Here is a 19351-nt window from a genome sequence, read left to right on the forward strand (position 1 = left end):
ATTGTTAGACAGACTCACGTGCCGTATTAAGGCATACGGCTTCTTGTGTTAAATTGCTTTACTTCCAACCAATTTCTTTTATTTTTTCTTTCAAGTAAGAGATCGATGTTTTTGCATACCAATCCGGCTCAGACTGTCTAGAATGGAATCCAACTTCCATTGATAGATATCCATCATAATTAATGTCTTTTAAAGCTTTTAATACAGCTTCAAAATCGCAGCGCCCTTGACCAGGAGGCAGGCGGTCGTTGTCAGAAATATGAACATGGTGAAGCTTATCCTTCATCCGATACACATAGTCACTAGCTACTTCATTACGATACAAAGCATGGAAGGTATCAAACATAACCTTTACATTATCCATCCCAGTTTGTTCTGCTAATAGCAGCGCATCATCAGCTGTTTCAATAAGGTTGCTGTCTGCAGGAGTTGGTTCCACCACAAGAGTTACACCAAGATCCTTTGCATAGTTTGCCACTTCAATTAGGCCCTCTAAGCTGTAATTCCATGCCTCTTGTTGAGTAGTTCCAAACACAACCCAGCCCGCAATCCACATGACAGTTGGACATTCCCATTCATGCGCCAAACGAACAACTTCCTTATAATGATTAATCGTAAATTCTCTTTCTTCTTTTAAAGGAGAGCTTGGATTCATCCCCGGGCCGCCGCCAGGAGCAGGCAGCATGGAGGAAACCTTTAAGTTCTTTTCTCTCAATAGTTTTTTGATTTCTTGTCTTCTTTCCGGTGATAAATAGTCTGGCCACGCATGTGGTGCTGCACAGCCAATTTCAATTGCATCGTAACCGAAAGATGATAAACGGTTGATGACTTCCTCTAACGGATAGGAAGAAAGCCAATTTGGAAAACTGCTATAAACCCACGTATTAAATGCAATGCCCTTCATTGTAAAACAGCTCCTTATAAAAAATAGTTTGATTTTTTTGTTCCAAACTTACTAAGCAATTTTTTTCAATTTAAACTCAATTTTATTCCCAAACAAACACTGCTTTTTCTGTCTTTCTTTCATCAAACATACGGAATGCTGTTTCAGCTTCTTCTAGTTTAAATTGGTGTGTCACTAATTTTTCAACAGGCAGATTTTTTCTAACAATGAATTCTGTAATTTCATCGAATTCTTGAATTGGGAAGTACCAAGAACCCATTACTGAAATTTGTTTACGGATTAACTGTGCACTTGGTTTGATTTTTGTTTCTTTGCTTTCACCAATAAATGCTACGCGACCGTGCGCTCTTACACAATCAAGTGCATCATTTTCAGCATAGGGGCTTCCAGAACAATCAATCGCTGCGTCTGCGCCGGCACCCTTTGTAATGCGGGCAATTTCTTCTTGCACATTCATCGCGCTACCGTTAATCGTGTAATCTGCACCTAATTCCTTCGCAAGCTCTAAACGCTCATCCAGCATATCAACCGCGATAACCGTTGCACCTAATCCTTTAGCAATCATGACACCTGCGCCGCCCATTGGACCCATTCCAAAGATAACAAGGTAGTCTCTACCAGAAATCCCTAATCTCTTTTGAGCGTGGTACAGGGTTCCAACAGCGTCTGTTGAAACTGCAGCTGTTACGAAGCTCATGCTATCTGGCAGTCTCATGCAGTTCTCTGCTGGAACAACCATGTATTCAGCGTCACCGCCATGGGAGTCAAAGCCAATGCACTTAAATTCTTTACAGAACATTTTGTAGCCGCTCTTACAATGAGCACATTCACCGCAGCCGAGAGCTAGGTAAACTGCAACCCGGTCACCAGACTTGAAAGTGGATACCCCCGCTCCCACCTCTGTAATGATTCCTGCCGGCTCATGTCCAGGAACCGTACAACCGCATTTTGTTCCTTCAAATACAGAAGTACCATAATATAAGCTCATATCGCTTCGGCAAATAGCTGACGCTTTTAATTGAATTAACACTTCACCTTGACCTGGAGTTGGAATTTCAACTTCACGAACTTCTACTTTTTTATCTCCTGGAAAAAATACCGCTTTCATTGTCATTGTAAATACCTCCAAAATTATTGTTAATTCGCTTCTGTTATTTTTGTAACCATTAACTATTTAGAACCACTGATTTAGCTCGCTTTCGGTTCAGCATGAATTTTTCTTTCCTTTTTCTTTCCTTCGTTTGGAAGTTTCATAAAGATCATTAAGGTTGAACTAATAAAGTAAAGAATAGCAAAAATCCACATGACTCCATTTACACCAATGCTGCCAATAAACGCACCAACAATTGCCGGTGCGATAAAGTAAGACAATCCAGCACCAAAGTTTACAACTGCCATTGCAGAACCCTTCTTATCTGGTGCTAATGATGTTACAATTGCAGAGATTGGCACGTAACCTGTGAGTGCCGCACCATAGAGAATGCCTGCAAGAGTAAGCATCAAGAAATTATGGCCGAAGACTTGAGGAGTATAGAGTAAAATCAATGATGCCAAGCCACAACCAAAGCTTCCAATCCACATAACAGTCTTTCTCCAACCTAACCACTTGTCACTGATGTATGGGGTAATAATGTCAAATACGATATTAGCAAACCACATCGTTCCCCAAACTTGCAGCCATTGTTCCGTGCTAAAACCATATTCATCTTTTAAGAAAAGCGGGAAAAAGATCGGTAAAGCACCGATACCAGTTGTATTGATTGTACGAACAATACCACCTATAGCAACCTTCGGATTTTCAACGCAAATAGTTAAACCGCTAATTAAACTCTTCAGTTTTTCTTTTGGATTTCCTTTTGTCTGGCCTTCTTCACCTTTAACAACATAAATTCCAATTATTCCACCAACTAACACCCAAGCTACGGCTGACCACAGTAACCCGATATAACCGATCTTAGGAATCATGAAAGCAGGAAAATAACTGCCAATAACATAGAGTCCAGCAATCCACGCGGCCCAGAATATTCCTATAGCTGTAGCGAGGATTTTTTCAGGGCTGCGATAAGTAACCCACACTAAGAACGAATAACAAAATAATGGGTACCCTAGCCCACGAATGGCATAGGTAGGTAACATTACAGCATAGTTCTGTTGCTCTAAACCAAATTTAATGAACAGAACTTGACCTATTAACCAGGTAACCATCCCTGTCATCATTACTTTTCGTGGGCCCCAAGCCTCTGTTAACACTCCTGAAAAATAGGATGCAATCGCTAAAACAGCACCATATACTGTAAAGAGAGTTGCAGTTTGTTGAATGGTCAGCCCATGTTCAACCAAATATGGAGAAATCCATGCGTGCTCAAGCCCGTCACCTGCCATAAAAATTAATGTTGCCACATAACCCCAAACCATTGTCATCGGAAGACCAGCAATCGTTCGTTCTTTTCCTAAACTTGCATTCATTTTTTTCACCTCAAAAATTAGTATCGTTCCCTATTACCAAATGCTTAAGCCCACCACATTTCAGTTAGTTGCTCTTTAAACAATGTTCCTTTCAACAGCGTGATCGCTTTTATTAAGCCTTCATCGATAGATGCGAGCATATCCTCGTGTTCAATGGAGATAACATAATCGTATCCGACAGCACGGAGAGCGCTTATAATATCTTTCCAAACTTTTTCATTATGACCATACCCAACTGAGCGGAATGTCCAAGAACGATCCAAAACTTTACTGTAATGCTTAGTATCTAATACACCGTTCACCTTGATATTGGATTGATCTAAGTAGGTATCTTTCGCATGGAAATGGAAGATTGCATTTTCCCGGCCTAATTTTTTAATTGCTTCAACCGGATCAATTCCCTGCCAAACAAGGTGGCTCGGATCGAAATTGGCTCCGATGCTTGGTCCTGCATGCTCTCTTAGTTTTAGTAATGTTTCCGGGTTATAAACAACAAAACCCGGATGCATTTCAAAAGCAATTTGATTGATTCCATGCATCTCTGCGAATTTAGCCTCTTCTTTCCAATACGGAATCACTACTTCTTTCCATTGCCAATCAAGAACCTCCGCATATTCAGGCGGCCAAGAACAGGTCACCCAGTTTGGATGCTTGGCACTAAGATGGTCACCAGGGCAGCCAGAAAAGCCATTGATCACTGGCACATCTAACCTTTCGGCTAACAAGACCGTCTTTCTCCACACCTCATGGGCTTCTCTTGCCATCTTGACATTGGGATGAAGGGGATTTCCATGGCAACTTAATCCGCTGATGGTTAATCCTCTGCTCTCAATAGCCCGTTGAAACGATCTGATTTTATCTGGGTTTTCTAACAAATCATCCGGATTACAATGACTGTTACCGGGAAAATTGCCTGTTCCTAACTCGACTGCCTCTACTCCCATTTCGGTTAGTTTATCCAACATTACCTCAAAAGGAAGGTTTTGATATAGAACAGTGAACACACCTAGTTTCATGCCAATACCTCCTGTTCTACACGAACCTTCACCCATTTTTGCTGCTCATGACTTTCTAAAATCGCGTCGGTAATAGACATGGAAATATGACCATCTTCAAATGTCGCAAAATTCGTTTTATCCTTTATAGGATCTTTGCCTTCACGAATGAACGAGTAATAATTTAACATCATATTTTTCAATGCATCTGGCCAGCCTTCATTATGGCCTCCTGGATGATGGATAGCAGATTTTGCTTCCGGTGCAAACAAAGCTGGATCTGCCAGAAGGATTTCATTTGGCTTATCGCGGTGTCCAATCCATAACTTCTCTGGTTCTTCTTGATTCCAAAAAACAGAGCTTTTGCTGCCAGCGATTTCAAAGCTGAGTCGATTTTTCCGTCCTGCACTTACTTGTGATACGGTAAATACACCTCTTGACCCATCTTCGAAACGAACAAGCACGGATGCATAGTCTTCTGTATTGATTGGAACATCTTCATACTTCATATCTTCAGTTGTCTGTGCGCCAAACGTAGCTACGTTTCCTTTAGGCTTCTTTCTTACGGGAACAACAGTGGCTAAATCAGCAAATACTTCCACAATCTTTTTGCCAGTTACAAATTGAACCGTATCACACCAATGGGAACCGATATCTGCGACAGCCCGCGATTTTCCGCCCACTTCCGGCGCTAAACGCCAGTTGTAATCTGTTTCATACAATAACCAGTCCTGCAAGTAGCTTCCGTGTACTAGATTAACTTTTCCTAGATCACCTTTAGCGATCTTAGCTTGTAGGTTTTGTACACTTGCATGCTGCCTGTAATTAAAGTTCACTCCATGTACAACACCTTGTTTTTTAGCTAACGCTAACAATTCGGCCGATTCCTTGCTGTTCATTGCCAGTGGTTTCTCGGATAGTACATGTTTACCTGCTAAAATAATCTCTTTATTAATGGCAAAATGAAGATGGTTTGGAGTACAATTATGAATAACCTGAATTTCGGGATCCTGCAGCATTTCGCGGTAGTCACCGTATGCTTTCGGAATTCCAAGTTCAGCAGCTTTTTTTTCAGCCATTTCTTGACTGGTTTCAGCCAATCCTACGACTTCCACAAATCCAAGTCTTCTGATTGCTTCAATATGTGTCGGTCCAATAAAACCAGTACCGATAATTCCTACATTTATTTTTTCCATATAATTCCATCCCCTATTAGTGAAATCGATTACATCAATAACAAAAAAAGAATAAAAGATCGGTGATAAAAGCGTGAATATTATTAAAAGGGAGTTCGATAAAATGTAATGGATTACATTTTATATTAAAAAAATTGAATATCATTCTTTTTATACCACTAATATTCAATTAATTTATTGGGATTATTTTCGAAAAATTCCCTATTTTATAGGGTTCCCTCTTATTTATTCTCATATCTTTTATTCTTGTTTCGTTTATAAACTCATTGTAATCGATTACACTCAAAAAATCAAATTTATTTTTTATAAAATTCTTGTCTAATTCGTGACTTTAATCTTCGTTTGCGAAATAGAAGTTAGCAAGTTTTCCTTTAATTAATTTTACAAAAAAAAGGGCTTATTACCTATTAAGTAATAACCCATTTTGTTGCTAAAATTATTTTACATTTTTTCCATACATGAATCGCGGACAACTAGTTGATCATCAAGGATAAATTGATTCTTTTCCAATTCATCATTATTAATCAGTTTTAACAATAATTCCATAGCTTTTTCTCCCATTTCGAATGTGGGTTGTGCAATTGTTGTAAGAGCCGGTTCAAAAATGCTGGAGAATTTTATATCATCAAAGCCAACTACAGATAGGTCTTCCGGAACTTTTAACCCTTTGGATTTAGCCGCTTTAATGGCTCCAATGGCCATTTCATCATTTGCTGCAAATACTGCGGTAGGCGGACGATCCAATGTCAAAAATTTCATCATTAAATTAAATCCACTTTCATAGGTGAAATCGCCTTCTTGTACCAAATGTGGATCAACCGCTAGACCATGTTGTGCCATAGCTTGATGAAATCCTTTTAGTCTGTCCCGGCCGACTACAACATTCATAGGCCCTGAAATATGTCCAATTCTCTTGTGGTTTAAGCTAATTAAATATTCAGCCGCTTTTCTTGCACTGCTAATATTATCAATGGAAACGGTAGGAAGAGTAGAACCTTCGTAATATTCACATGCTAGGACGACTGGATATTCTTCAGATAATTCTTCTAATACTTCTTGGTTTGTCCTAGCAGTTAATAAAATGACTCCATCAGCTTTTTTCTGACCTAAAGTAACCAAATAACTGGTTTCACGTTCCACAAAGTTTTGAGCGTCACCCAGAAGTACCTGGTAGTCATTTTCTATTGCAACGGATTCAATTCCACGTAATACATTAGAAAAAAAAGTGTTAGTTATATCAGGGATAATAACAAGTATGGTTTTTGTTTCTGATCTTCTCAATTGTCTTGCCAGCATATTTGGTTGATAATTTAATTTCTTTATCGCTTCTAAAACCTTTTCAGCCGTCTCTTTTTTTACAGTTCCAGCATTAGTTATTACTCGGGAGACTGTTGCAGTAGAAACATTGGCCATTTTTGCTACATCTGCAATTCTAACCATAAATTATTTCCCTTTCAATGGATCTTTGTATGCTTATGGTAATCGATTACATGCAATATTACAATAGATTTCAATATTTTAATTAGATACAGCCTTCTACATTATCTAAACTAAAGGAAAACATCAATAACAATAACTAAACGGCAACTCCAAGAGGGAGGTGCCGTTTAGTGTGACAAAAGACTATAAGACTGGAAGTACGCGAACCATTAATTCTTACTCATCCTTTTGTATGTAGGTTTATACTTGAAATTTACAAAATGAATGCTTGTGGCAACTAATAGCATCCCGACAATTAGTGTATAGGTCACCGTTTCTCTCAAAAAAAGCACTCCGAGGAGAACAGCAACAATAGGTATGAGAAACGTATAGGAACCAACTTTGCTTGCCTCACCTGCACTAACAAGCTTGTAGTAAAGGATGTAGGCATATGGGATGCCAATGGTCGCACCAAAGCAGAGCCCTACTATGTAATATCGATTCCATTCGATTGCAGACCAGCTTTCAAACACTGTTCCGGTACCTAGGAGGAAAATGCCTCCAATCACACATTGAATCGCCACCATCCAAAAGGGATCCACTTCTTTGCTCACTTTCTTTACGTAAATAGTGCCTGTCGCCCAGCTTACCGCAGTTAGTAACCCGAGTATAACTCCAATTGCTGAGATATGGACAGTCAAACCATCCACACTAACGACAGCTATCCCAACAAATCCAACCAACAAACCAAAGATTTGAATTGGCGATAAATATTCACCAAGGAACAGCCAAGCGAAAAGGCCAAGTAAAATCGGCTGAAAATAGACAAGAACTGAAAATAATCCACCCGGTAAATAAAGCAATCCTAACGTCTGAAGCCCGAAAAAAAGGATGGAGTTAAAGAAAGCGGCGATAAAGTACTTCTGCCAGTTATTCCGCCAATTGATCGCCTTCCGCGTCTTCCAAATAATTAGTGTCAACAGGATTCCGCCTAAAATTGAACGCATTCCTGCATAAAGCAATGGCGGTGAATAGGGTACTGCTAATTTATTGATTGGCCAGCTTGCGCCCCAGATCAAAATGAGCACAAACAGCGCAACCTTCGATTTTGTAGACATATTCTCCATCCCCTTTTCAACGACAAACAAGCAGGTCGAACTCGTCACCGTAAAGTTCAAAGAGACGACGCACGGATGCATCGCCTCACTATATTAAAATACTTTGCAGACACTGTTTATCGCAGTATCTTCTAAAAGACTACGAAATGTTTAGCCTAATTTCAATAGATACGTTTTAAAGCACACTGAATGCTTCATCTTTTATATCACTAATGAACATACATCCTGGTGCATGAGTAATCATGATGGAAGGCTTACTTTCCATCGCAACGGCTTGAGGAGTTACACCACAAGCCCAAAATACCGGAACCTCCCCTGGTTTCAAGGACACAGCATCTCCAAAATCAGGTCTTGAAATATCCATGATGCCTATTTCGCTTGGATTTCCGATATGGATTGGCGCACCGTGTACTGCCGGAAAACGGGACGTAATCTGAACGGCACGGATGGCATCCTGCGGTGTCATTGGCCGCATACTAACGACTGTCGGCCCCTCAAAAAGACCTGCTTTTTCACACTTAATATTCGTTTTGTACATCGGAACGTTACAGTTTTCCTCGATATGTCTGACCGGAATACCGCTCTCAAGGAGTGGTGTTTCAAATGTAAAACTGCACCCTAGCAAGAAGCCCACCATGTCGTCTTCCCAATACTCGGTAATATCTGCGACTTCCTCTGTAAAAACACCATCTCTGTATATACGATATTTCGGGATGTCTTTACGGATATCTGCACCTTTTGCAATCAGAGCAGGAACAAATGAGCCAGGCTCCGTCACGTCCAATAAAGGACATGGCTTCGGATTCCGTTGACAAAACAGCAAAAAGTCAAAGGCATGCTCTTTTTTTAAGACCACCAAGTTTGCTTGTGTATACCCTTTTGACATTCCTGCAGTTGGTCCTGTAATCTCTTGCTTCCGAATCAACTCCCTTATTTTTTCCGGCTCCAATGTTTCATAGTTCCCCATAGTGTCCCCTCCTAAAATGGCAATCTTATAAAATTACTTAAAAATCAAAGGTAATTGTTCGATCAATGTCACTACACTCAAATAGCCCATGATCACAACAACAAAACCACCCGGAATCGTCAACCATAGCGGATGCTTGTACTCACCAACGATACTTTTCTTGTATGCGGCAACTAATAATGTACCTAAACCTAGTGGCAAAATAAGTGCATTCAATGCTCCAACGATAATCAAGATCGTTACTGGTCTTCCAACAATTGCAAATGTCGCTGTTGAAATAACAATAAATGCAATAATGACCCAATTTTGGTACTTCTCAATGGTTGGATGGAACGTGCGGATAAATGAAACCGACGTATACGCCGCCCCTACAACAGATGTGACCGCCGCAGCCCACATAATCACACCAAACATCCGATAACCGACGTCACCTGCAGCAAGTTGGAACACCGAAGCAGGCGGATTTGCTGGATCAATCGCAAGTCCTTTTGTTACAACCCCAAGAACAGCCAAGAATAATGCCACACGCATAATACCCGTAACGAGAATCCCTGTAACAGAGCTTTTTGTAACTGCTGGCAATGCTTCCACACCTTTGATACCCGCGTCTAATAGACGGTGTCCGCCTGCAAACGTAATATACCCTCCTACCGTACCTCCAACAAGCGTAACGATAGCAAACATGCTAATCTTTTCCGGCATAAACGTATTCACAATCGCCTCTCCAACCGGCGGTGCTGTCGTAAATGCAACGTACAGCATGAGGAGGATCATAACTAACCCTGCGATTTGCGCGAATTTGTCCATTGCTTTACCTGCTTCTTTAACGACAAAAATAAAAATCGCTAACAGTGCACTAATCACTGCACCTGTAATGGGATCCCACCCAAGCATGGCATTAAGACCCAATCCAGCGCCAGCTACGTTTCCGATATTAAACGCCAAACCGCCTATGACGATAAGTATGGCCAATACAAATCCGAGTCCAGGGAACACTTTGTTGGCAATTTCTTGTCCACGCAAACCGGAAACGGCAATAATTCTCCAAATGTTCATTTGTGAAAAGATGTCTAATAATAATGAAATTAAAATAACAAAGGCAAAGCTTGCAGCCAATTGCTGTGTAAATACAGTGGTTTGTGTCAAAAATCCAGGTCCAATCGATGAAGTCGCCATTAAAAAGGCGGCACCGAGTAAGACACTTCTACTTACCTTCTTTTTCCCCGAAACGTTGTCAGCTTTTTGTGTAGAATCAAATTTAGGATTTTCCATGCTAAACCTCCAAGTTGCAGATTGCTGTTACAGTAATATGGTTCTTTTTTAACGTTTCGTTAATATATTTTGCAAAGGCTAGTGCGTGTGCACCATCACCATGAATACAAATGGTATCTGCACGAAGTGAAACTTCTGTTTTTTGCTGAGATACTACTTTTCCTTCTGTCACCATTTTCACAATTTGCGCGACAGACTGTTCTTGATCTGTAATCATCGCATCCATTTGTGAGCGAGAAGTCAAAGACCCGTCCGCTTGATACGTACGATCTGCAAATACCTCATGTGCCGTTCGTAGACCAATCTTCTCTCCGGCTTTTGTCAATTCACTGCCGGCAAGGCCGAATAATATTAATGACGGGGATACGTCATAAACCGCTTGTGCAATGGCTTCGGCAAGTTTTCGATCCTTGGCAGCCATATTGTACAATGCACCATGGGGTTTTACATGCTGCATTTTTTCATTGAACGTCATTAAAAACCCTTGCAATGCTCCAATTTGGTAGACGACCATGTCATATCCTTCTTGTGGGGTTATAGCCATTTCCCTTCGCCCGAATCCGTTTAAATCTGGCAAACTAGGATGTGCTCCAATTTTGACCCCATTGGCAATGGCCATCTTCACCGTTTCTCTCATCACACTTGGATCTCCGCTATGAAAACCACAAGCTATATTTGCAGAAGTAACGTATTTCAAAATTTCTTCCTGCTCCCCAAGCTTGTACCGGCCAAAACTCTCCCCTAAATCACAATTCAAATCCACTTGAAACATGTTTCTCCCCTCCATCTCGATCACTCGTCTACCGTGCAAAAAGCGCTTTCATCTTTATTTTGTTCCGATATTCGGAACTATAGTTTTGAAACTTAAACCAATTCTAGCATAAATATTTTCAATTGAATATAATTATATGAAAATTATAAATATCATAATATTCCATATTTAAAGACTTGTATTTAAATTTGTATAAACTATAATATTGGTAATATCCGTTTAACAGAACTTAGTTACCGAAATTCGAAACTTATAGGAGCTGATTATAATGGCCCATCAAAAAAATAATGTTTACATAAGGCCTTTAGGGGATTCTGCTCTTGTCATTCAGTTAGGCGATGGAATTAGCCCCACCACCCATGAAAAAGTGAAAAATCTATCCAGCTTATTAGAAAAAAAGCCGTTTACAGGATTCATTGAATCTGTACCGTCTTATAATAGCTTGACCATTTATTACAATCCTGTTGCCGTCTATTTGTCCAACCCAGATAAAGAAGCAACAAGTCCTTATAAAAAAGTAAGCACATTCATTTTGGCGTTACTAGATAACTTAGGAACGAGTGAAAAACCTGAACAACGTCTAGTAACCATCCCAGTCTTGTACGGAGGAGAATTTGGTCCAGATTTAGAGTACGTAGCAATGTATCATGGACTTTCTGTTGAAAAAGTAATTCAAATTCATTCGTCAAATGATTACTTAGTCTATATGATTGGCTTTGCGCCAGGGTTTCCGTTTATGGGGGGAATGGACGAAAGAATTGCCACACCACGTAAAGATTCACCCCGCCTAGCCATCGCCCCGGGATCTGTTGGAATTGCAGGAAAACAAACAGGCATCTACCCGCTGGAAACACCAGGAGGATGGCAAATTATCGGTCGTACCCCGCTTGATTTGTTCCTTCCCGAACTTTCACCGCCAACGATGTTACAGTCTGGAGATAGAATCCGATATGTACCGATTACTCATGAAGAGTATGTTGCCTATAAGGAGATGAAACAATGAGTATTAAAGTGCTTCATCCTGGATTATTGACTACGATTCAAGATTTAGGGAGATTCGGTTCACAAAAATTTGGGGTACTCGTAAGTGGAGCAATGGATCCTATTTCTCTTAGAGTGGCAAACTTACTCGTTGGAAATAACGAAGGAGAAGGCGCACTTGAAATTACACTGTTTGGGACAACTCTCGAATTTGAAACGGATGAGTTAGTTGCGATTACAGGCGGTGATTTGCAGCCTTCGATTGATGGAAATGTTGCACCGATGTGGCGACCGGTCCTGATTCGCAAAGGCTCTGTTTTAAAATTTAAATCCGCCATTAATGGCTGTAGGGCCTACGTTTCATTCGCAGGCGGAATCGATGTTCCCGAAGTGATGGGAAGTAAAAGCACTTATCTTCGTGCCGCGATTGGAGGGCTTCACGGCAGAGCATTACAAAAAGGGGATGTATTTGAAAGCGGAACCTTCAATACACTCAGTCGGGCATTGGTTCATCAGCTTGAACGAATGACTACTCATTTTCCATGGTCAGTTAACTATACAAATTTTATTAGTTTCAATAAAACACAAACGATTAGGGTTCTACGTGGGGCTGAGTTCGAGCGTTTCGATACGGCTAGTCAACAAACGTTTTTTTCAAACCGCTATACCTTAACCACTCAGGCTGATCGGATGGGATATCGGTTGGAAGGCGAATCACTCAACTTATCAGAAAAGTTTGAGTTGTTATCGGAAGGGGTTACGTACGGGACCATTCAAGTACCTTCAAACGGAAAGCCGATTATTTTAATGGTAGATCGACAAACGACTGGAGGATATCCCAAAATCGGTCAAGTCATTTCCGTCGATCTGCCTTGTTTGGCGCAGATGCAGCCCAATTGTGACATTGAGTTCAAGGAAGTTTTGCTTGAACAAGCAGAATTAGAACTAATCATGCAAGAGCAGAAGCTCCGTAAATTAGCGTTAAGCATTCGCTTTAAAGCGCTTTATGAGTGAGAATGCAGGTGCTGATGAAAATATAGCTTCAAATCGCAGGAACGGGGCGGTCTTTGCATCAAACAGTATTGATGCAGAGACCGCCCCGTTCTATTTATTTTATATAGCCTAATCGTATGGATATTTCCTCTGCAACTTTTTTCACTTTCTTCGCATAGTTCTCGATGTTCTCACCCTTATAATTTGCTTCAATCCCTGCGATACTTATGCCCGCAATCACTTCACCTTTATGATCAAAAATCGGGGCGGCAATGGCAGATGTATGGTTTTCTAATTCAGAATGGCTGATTGTAAATCCATCGATTCTCGCCTGGTTTATCGCCTCATAAATTCGCTCTTTGTCAGTAATTGTCCCTTGTGCAAACGATTTGAGCTCAGTTGATTCGAGATATTCCTGCACTTCCGAATCAGGTAAAAAGGACAAGATCGCACGTGAACAGGCACCAGCATATAGAGGACTTTTCCTTCCAATCGCAGTATACAGACGAACCTTTTGTTTGGTGTCAATTTTCTCGATATAGATTGCTTCATCCCCTTCTCTTACAATCAAGTTAATGGCTTCCTTAATATCATTATGTAATTCATTCATAAAGGGATAAGCAATCTGACGTAGATCAATCCTTGCCAAAACGAGATGACCAAATTTGAGAAACAAGAGTCCAAGTCTGTATTTCGAATCACTTCCTTTTTCCACGAACCCCATTTCCTCTAATGACGCGAGCATTCGATAGACTGAAGTTTTTGGAATCCCTGATAGATCAATAATTTCTTGAAATGATAATTCGGAATGCTCTATAAATAGATTTAATACATCCATCGAACGGACAACTGTTTTATTTTTGTTGTTCATCAATTGTAATCTCCTTCTCAAACACCATTCCACAGTATATATAAAAATAATTCTACACGATAAATTCAGACATTCAAACAGAAAAAAACCAAGGGAGATCCCTTGGTTTTAATCAAACTCGAATTAGTTTTACGATGTGACCCGGTTGCACTAAGGAAAGCAGCGGCACATCGGCCTCCACTACCCTTCCGACCACATTGACACGCTCATCGGCTGGAAGGTCTGAAAGCATGATTTGTACTTCTCCGCGATATCGTCCATAGCGGTCATTATCAATCGTTATCGATCCGATTGGCCGTTCGACAGTATTCTCACTGACGACCGATCCAGAACTTCGTGTATCCATGAACCGGAGAACGTCACGGGAAAAATCAGGGCGGAGCCGGAACTCCCCTTCTTGAAACCCTTCCACTCGGAGCGAAACCCGACCAAAACGGTCTAATTCCATTAATTTACCAAGAAGGTCCTCACTTACCTCGGGATCGCCGATATAGACATCCTCCACACCCGCCCGGAACAACTCCAGCGCCGCCGGATACGGATCAACTTCACGATGCGCTTCCAAGGTGGGCAGCCCTTCAAACAGAGGGCCGCGTTTCTCACCGTCTCCTGGAATATACGCACTTACTGGAATACCATACCCTCTAAAAAGTTCATTCTGTGATTCAAAGAACGATTCAGATAAGCCCGTTTCACGCCTTGGATAGAAATTATGCCAAGCCAGCAGCTGACCAGCCTCTAACCCGCCCTCAAGGAGAGCACGCACATCTTTCTCAAACAAAATACTGGCATTGAGAGCAAGTTTGAATTCCTTAGCCAGGGTCAATATCGTATCATTTTCAAAAAAGTCATCCAAACGCAAACCGATTACTCCTAAGGATTTTAACGCAGATAAGCTTTCTAAGCCTAAATGGGCAGGTGTTCGTGCCGATACATCCGCATAAACCTCTAATCCAGCTTCTTTTGCTGCTTTAAGCAACGATTTCGCGCGGGCCACTAAATCGCCTGACTCTTCTGGGATGTGAAGCGACGTAAACGCCCGCCTCACACCCATTTTTCCTGCGAGCGCAATCCGCTCTTCTGCTAAAGGGTCATTTAAATAGAAACTAATACCGATCAATCAAACTCACCGGCCATGTCATCATTGAAGCCGAATAAATAGGTGAACAAGAAACCAGCAGCATAAGAAATTAACACACCTAGCAGGTAAAGCAGGACTTGGCCAGAAACAACTAGGAAAGCAAGCGGTAAACCAGAAACCCCTACAGCAATCGTCGCTACATGGAAGACAGCCTGGAATGCACCGCCGACACCTGCACCTAAGCAGGCAGTTAAGAATGGACGGCCTAATGGTAAGGTCACACCGAAAATAAGCGGTTCGCCAATTCCAAGAATTCCTGCAGGCAGCCCCCCGCCAATCGCTCTTTTTAAGCGTTTCTTCTTCGTCTTAAAGTAAATTGCAAACGCAGAGCCGACTTGTGCGGCACCACCCATAGCCAAGATTGGCAGAAGCGGGTCATTTCCAAGCGTATTAATTAACTCCAAGTGAATCGGTGTTAATCCTTGATGTAAACCAGTGACAACGAGCGGCAGGAAGGTTGCACCCAGCACAAAGCCAGCCACGACACCACCCACATCAAGCAGCGAAGTTAATCCTTTTGTAATCGCATCTGAAACGAAACCACCAAGCGGCATAAAAACAAGATAAGTTACAATACCAGTAAGCAATAAAGCAACCGTTGGCGTGATAAACAGGTCAAGCGATTGTGGAACATAACGACGAACTCGTTTTTCGACAAGGGCAATAAAGATGGCGGCAAATAAAACTCCAATTAAACCGCCGCGCCCAGGAAGTAAGGCGGTATCAAACAATTTGATTCCTGCAACAGCTGGGTTAATGATTAGAATACCGGCAATCGCCCCAAGTGCGGGTGAACCACCGAATTCTTTCGCTGCATTGGTACCAACTAAAATGCCAAGGTAACCAAATAAACCGCTTCCAATTACGGACAAGATGGTTGCCAGTTGGGAATCTGCTGCTAACCATCCCGCTTGGACGATCGCTTTGGTGATCCCTGTAATCAATCCGGAAGCGACAAGTGCTGGGATTAATGGAATGAAAATACTTGAGATTTTTCGTAAAAATAGCTTAAATGGCGTGGCATTCTTTTTGTTAATTTCAGCCTTTTTGCTGGCTGCCTTTTCTTTCAAATCGATTCCGCCAGCCGCATCTATCAATCTGCCAAACTCTTCTGTCACCCTGTTTACTTTTCCTGGGCCTAAGATAATTTGGAGCGTTTCTTCTTCTACAACTCCCATGACTCCGTCTATTTTCTTAATGGCAGCTTGGTTGACAATCGAATCATCCTTCGGTGTCACACGAAGTCTTGTCATACAATGAGTATAATTTTCAATATTCGCTGGGCCGCCTAATTGTTCAAGAATCTTTTCTGCTAAAATTTTATTCTCTCCTGCCATGCTAATTCCCCTTCTCTCTGTTGTTTTTTCAAAAGTGAACTTCTTATTCCAAGTCAGTAATGCAGGACGATAAGAGATGGAATGGTGTTCACATCACCTCCTGAAAGGACTATTTCCCTTCTTTAATAAACCGGATCGCTTCTCTTGTTTTATCAATGGAATGAATCGTATCCTCATATTGAACGGTTGCCATCGATAAAAACAAAATATCCATGATATATAACTGCGCAAGGCGTGATGAAGTGGCTGCACTTCGAAACGGAGCCTCTCCTGAATAGGCGGTAAACAACTTAATATCTGCCAAAGCAGAGACCGATGATTGCCCATATTTCGTTAAACTAATTGTTTTAACGCCGCGCTCTTTTGCGAGTGCCATAACTTTAATCACCTCAGGTGTCTCTCCTGAGTGGGAAATTCCAAACACCAGATCATCCTTATTGGCATTGGCAATCAATGTAGCAACAAGATGTGTATCCGAAAAAGCGGTTGCGTTTTTATGAACTCTAAGGAGCTTCTGCTGTGCGTCCCTAGCGATAATATTTGAAGCCCCAATTCCAAAAAAATGAACATTTTGAGCAGTCGACAAGGTGTGCACAGCACGTTCCAACTCATCATAATTGATTATCTCTTCCGAGTCGCGGATGCTTTGGATACTATTACTTGTTGTCTTCTGAGCGATAGAGAAAAAAGATTCACCAGGCTCGATGTCACGGTACCCTTGTTCAACTGGTTTCACTAGATCCCCAGCAATTCGTACTTTTAAATCTTGAAAACCGTTTAAGCCCAAGGACTTACACAGCCGAATCACAGCAGCACCACTTGTATTAGCCTGCAATCCGATGTCATGAACTGTACTGTTTAAAATCGCTTGAGGATTATCAAGAATAAATTCAGCAATTTTCCGCTCGGAAGCCGGAAGCTGTTCCAGCATATTTTGAATCATTTTTAATCCGCCTGCTGCCACACCAATGACCACCTTTTTTAAAATTACTCTGCCACGTTTTGGATTGCTTTTTTTACATAGCCATTCGCTTCTGTTAATAATCGTTCTGCTTCTTGTTTATTTCTATTCGTTTTTATCATGACGATTGCCGTTTTAACTTGTAGATTTGATGCCTCTAGTGTTTCCAAAGCCTGTTCATAGGAAACCCCAGTAATTTTACGGATGATGCCGATCGCTCGTTCCTTCAATTTTTGGTTGCTGACATGAACATCTACCATTAAATTCTCATAGGCTTTTCCTAAAAGAATCATTGATGAAGTTGAAATCATGTTCAAAATCATTTTATGGGCGGTCCCTGATTTCAAGCGAGTCGAACCAGTTAGTACCTCTGGACCGACAATCACTTCGATGCTTTGGTCGGCTTCCTTACTAATCGCTGCATTTTTATTGCAGGAAAGAGCAACGGTTTTCGCTCCAATGCTTCGTGCATATCGAAGTGCACCTATCACATAAGGTGTCCGCCCGCTGGCCGCAATACCAATAACGGTATCATCTTTTGTCAGGCCCAATTCCTTCAAATCAGCTACACCAAGATCAGGCTGATCCTCTGCTCCTTCGACTGCTTTCAAAAAGGCGCCTTCTCCTCCTGCCATAATCCCTTGGACCATTTCAGTGTCCGTGCTGAAGGTAGGCGGACATTCGACTGCATCTAGAACTCCTAATCTTCCGCTCGTGCCTGCACCTAAATAAATGAGGCGCCCGCCGTTTTTAAAGGATTCAAACACAAATTGAACCGCTGCCTCCACATCTGGTAACACATCCTTGACCGCTAGTGCGACCAGTTGATCTTGCTCATTCATGATTCGTAATATATCGATTGGACTTGCTGTATCTATTTGCATCGACTGTTCATTTCGCGATTCTGTCGTTAATAATTCAAGATTTTCTGCCATTGTATTGTTATCCTCCTGTAAGTCTTTTCTGAGGTGAAAACGGTTACCCGCACATTTATTATATAACCTTTGAAATAACATTTCAATATTTTTATTAAAATAATGAAATGTTATTTCAAAACACTATTGTACTGAAATGTTTATTTGGACATTATTCAAGCAAATAGCGGCGGATCGCCTTAGCAACACCAACTTCATTATTCGTACCAGTCACCTGATCCGCTAACAGTCTCACCTTTTCGGGCGCATTTCCCATCGCAATTCCAAGGCCAGCAGCCGAGAGCATGAGGGCGTCATTGTAATTATCACCAATCGCAGCCGTTTGAGAGAGTGGAATCTTCAGCTGCTCGGTCAGTTTCATAAGGGCAGACGCCTTTGTCACACCAGTGGGGGTAATTTCTAAATTAACAAAGTTAAAACTGCTGCTAATTTCCATATCGACGCTCTGTTCCTTCAGACGTTTGGTAAAATCAGCCAGCTTGTTCCCATCATCAAAGACAGCAATTTTTGTAATGTTCGGCTTCTGTTCCTTTACGTATCGGTAAAAGTCCTCAACCACTTTCACCTGACATTTTTCTCGAAAACTTTGACAATGCTGACGTTCTCCCCCTGATTTTTCAAGGGTAGGGATGTTGTTTTCAATCCAGTTCTCGTTCCATTTATTCACCTGTGGGACCAGGAGTATATCCCCTTCGTAAAAGTGGGCATAGATACCCTCCGCCTCACATAATTCCCAAAAGCTCAACAGCGGCTCGTATTGAAAAACTGATTGCTCGCTGACCTCACCATTTTCATCGATTAGAATCGACCCATTGTAAGCAATGATCGGCTCACCCTCAAGGCCAATCGTACGTGCAATCCATTGGGTTGAAAGCGGGGAACGCCCGCTGCAAATTACGACTTTCCCCCCTCGTTTGCGGTATTCGTGGATTGCCTCAATCGTTTCCACATCAATCTCTTTTTGATCATTTAATAACGTGCCGTCTAAGTCCGTCGCTAATAGTCGATATTTCACCTATTAAT

At 41.5% G+C, this 19351-nt stretch carries 18 protein-coding genes; 2 read left to right on the forward strand and 16 right to left on the reverse strand.

Annotated elements, in window-relative coordinates; translation table 11 throughout:
- Positions 1-58: 58 nt before the first annotated feature.
- The 10 genes from COE25_RS26265 to COE25_RS26310 form a co-directional block, all read right to left on the reverse strand.
- Positions 59-904, reverse strand: a complete 846-nt coding sequence (locus COE25_RS26265; RefSeq protein WP_098934730.1) for a sugar phosphate isomerase/epimerase family protein — start codon at positions 902-904, stop codon at positions 59-61.
- Positions 905-986: 82 nt separating this feature from the next.
- Positions 987-2018: a zinc-dependent alcohol dehydrogenase family protein gene (locus COE25_RS26270; protein ID WP_098934731.1), complete on the reverse strand. Its 1032-nt coding sequence runs from the start codon at positions 2016-2018 to the stop codon at positions 987-989.
- Between the two features lie 74 nt (positions 2019-2092).
- Positions 2093-3370, reverse strand: a complete 1278-nt coding sequence (locus tag COE25_RS26275; RefSeq protein WP_098934732.1) for an MFS transporter — start codon at positions 3368-3370, stop codon at positions 2093-2095.
- Positions 3371-3414: 44 nt separating this feature from the next.
- Positions 3415-4386 (reverse strand): sugar phosphate isomerase/epimerase family protein, encoded by a 972-nt coding sequence (locus tag COE25_RS26280; RefSeq protein ID WP_098934733.1) that lies wholly within the window; start codon positions 4384-4386, stop codon positions 3415-3417.
- Complete coding sequence (locus COE25_RS26285) at positions 4383-5561, reverse strand: Gfo/Idh/MocA family protein (protein ID WP_098934734.1); 1179 nt, start codon at positions 5559-5561, stop codon at positions 4383-4385. Before COE25_RS26285 ends, COE25_RS26280 begins: the two co-directional genes overlap by 4 nt.
- A 441-nt stretch (positions 5562-6002) precedes the next feature.
- Positions 6003-7001 carry a LacI family DNA-binding transcriptional regulator gene (locus COE25_RS26290; RefSeq protein WP_098934735.1) on the reverse strand — a complete coding sequence of 333 codons (999 nt, stop codon included), beginning with the start codon at positions 6999-7001 and terminating at the stop codon, positions 6003-6005.
- Between the two features lie 209 nt (positions 7002-7210).
- Positions 7211-8107, reverse strand: coding sequence for a DMT family transporter (locus tag COE25_RS26295; RefSeq protein ID WP_098934756.1), 897 nt, complete (start codon positions 8105-8107; stop codon positions 7211-7213).
- Between the two features lie 166 nt (positions 8108-8273).
- Entirely contained in the window at positions 8274-9065 is a 792-nt protein-coding gene (locus tag COE25_RS26300) for a putative hydro-lyase (RefSeq protein ID WP_088089804.1), read from the reverse strand.
- 33 nt (positions 9066-9098) lie between these two features.
- On the reverse strand, positions 9099-10337 hold the full coding sequence (locus tag COE25_RS26305; RefSeq protein ID WP_088089805.1) for an NRAMP family divalent metal transporter: 1239 nt from the start codon (positions 10335-10337) through the stop codon (positions 9099-9101).
- A 1-nt stretch (position 10338) separates the two neighbouring features.
- Positions 10339-11109, reverse strand: a complete 771-nt coding sequence (locus COE25_RS26310; protein WP_088089806.1) for a LamB/YcsF family protein — start codon at positions 11107-11109, stop codon at positions 10339-10341.
- A gap of 268 nt (positions 11110-11377) precedes the next feature.
- Between COE25_RS26310 and pxpB the strand changes: the two genes are divergently transcribed.
- The gene (gene pxpB / locus COE25_RS26315) at positions 11378-12112 is read left to right on the forward strand and encodes a 5-oxoprolinase subunit PxpB (protein ID WP_098934736.1); all 735 of its coding nucleotides are present in this window, start codon (positions 11378-11380) and stop codon (positions 12110-12112) included.
- Positions 12109-13104 (forward strand): 5-oxoprolinase subunit C family protein, encoded by a 996-nt coding sequence (locus tag COE25_RS26320; RefSeq protein ID WP_098934737.1) that lies wholly within the window; start codon positions 12109-12111, stop codon positions 13102-13104. The genes pxpB and COE25_RS26320 overlap by 4 nt, the downstream gene beginning before the upstream one ends.
- A gap of 94 nt (positions 13105-13198) precedes the next feature.
- Here COE25_RS26320 and COE25_RS26325 read toward each other — a convergent pair whose 3' ends face one another.
- The 6 genes from COE25_RS26325 to COE25_RS26350 form a co-directional block, all read right to left on the reverse strand.
- Positions 13199-13954: an IclR family transcriptional regulator gene (locus tag COE25_RS26325; protein WP_098934738.1), complete on the reverse strand. Its 756-nt coding sequence runs from the start codon at positions 13952-13954 to the stop codon at positions 13199-13201.
- Positions 13955-14066: 112 nt separating this feature from the next.
- Positions 14067-15074: a MupG family TIM beta-alpha barrel fold protein gene (locus tag COE25_RS26330; RefSeq protein WP_098934739.1), complete on the reverse strand. Its 1008-nt coding sequence runs from the start codon at positions 15072-15074 to the stop codon at positions 14067-14069.
- Positions 15071-16432 (reverse strand): PTS transporter subunit EIIC, encoded by a 1362-nt coding sequence (locus COE25_RS26335; protein ID WP_098934740.1) that lies wholly within the window; start codon positions 16430-16432, stop codon positions 15071-15073. Before COE25_RS26335 ends, COE25_RS26330 begins: the two co-directional genes overlap by 4 nt.
- A 109-nt stretch (positions 16433-16541) precedes the next feature.
- Positions 16542-17396 carry a MurR/RpiR family transcriptional regulator gene (locus tag COE25_RS26340; RefSeq protein ID WP_098934741.1) on the reverse strand — a complete coding sequence of 285 codons (855 nt, stop codon included), beginning with the start codon at positions 17394-17396 and terminating at the stop codon, positions 16542-16544.
- Between the two features lie 23 nt (positions 17397-17419).
- A complete protein-coding gene (gene murQ, locus COE25_RS26345) occupies positions 17420-18328 on the reverse strand; it encodes an N-acetylmuramic acid 6-phosphate etherase (protein WP_088089844.1) in 909 nt (302 codons plus the stop codon).
- A gap of 151 nt (positions 18329-18479) precedes the next feature.
- The gene (locus COE25_RS26350; protein ID WP_098934742.1) at positions 18480-19343 is read right to left on the reverse strand and encodes a Cof-type HAD-IIB family hydrolase; all 864 of its coding nucleotides are present in this window, start codon (positions 19341-19343) and stop codon (positions 18480-18482) included.
- Positions 19344-19351: the final 8 nt, after the last annotated feature.

The sequence above is a fragment of the Bacillus sp. AFS031507 genome, assembly GCF_002584635.1.
Taxonomy (GTDB): domain Bacteria; phylum Bacillota; class Bacilli; order Bacillales; family Cytobacillaceae; genus Neobacillus.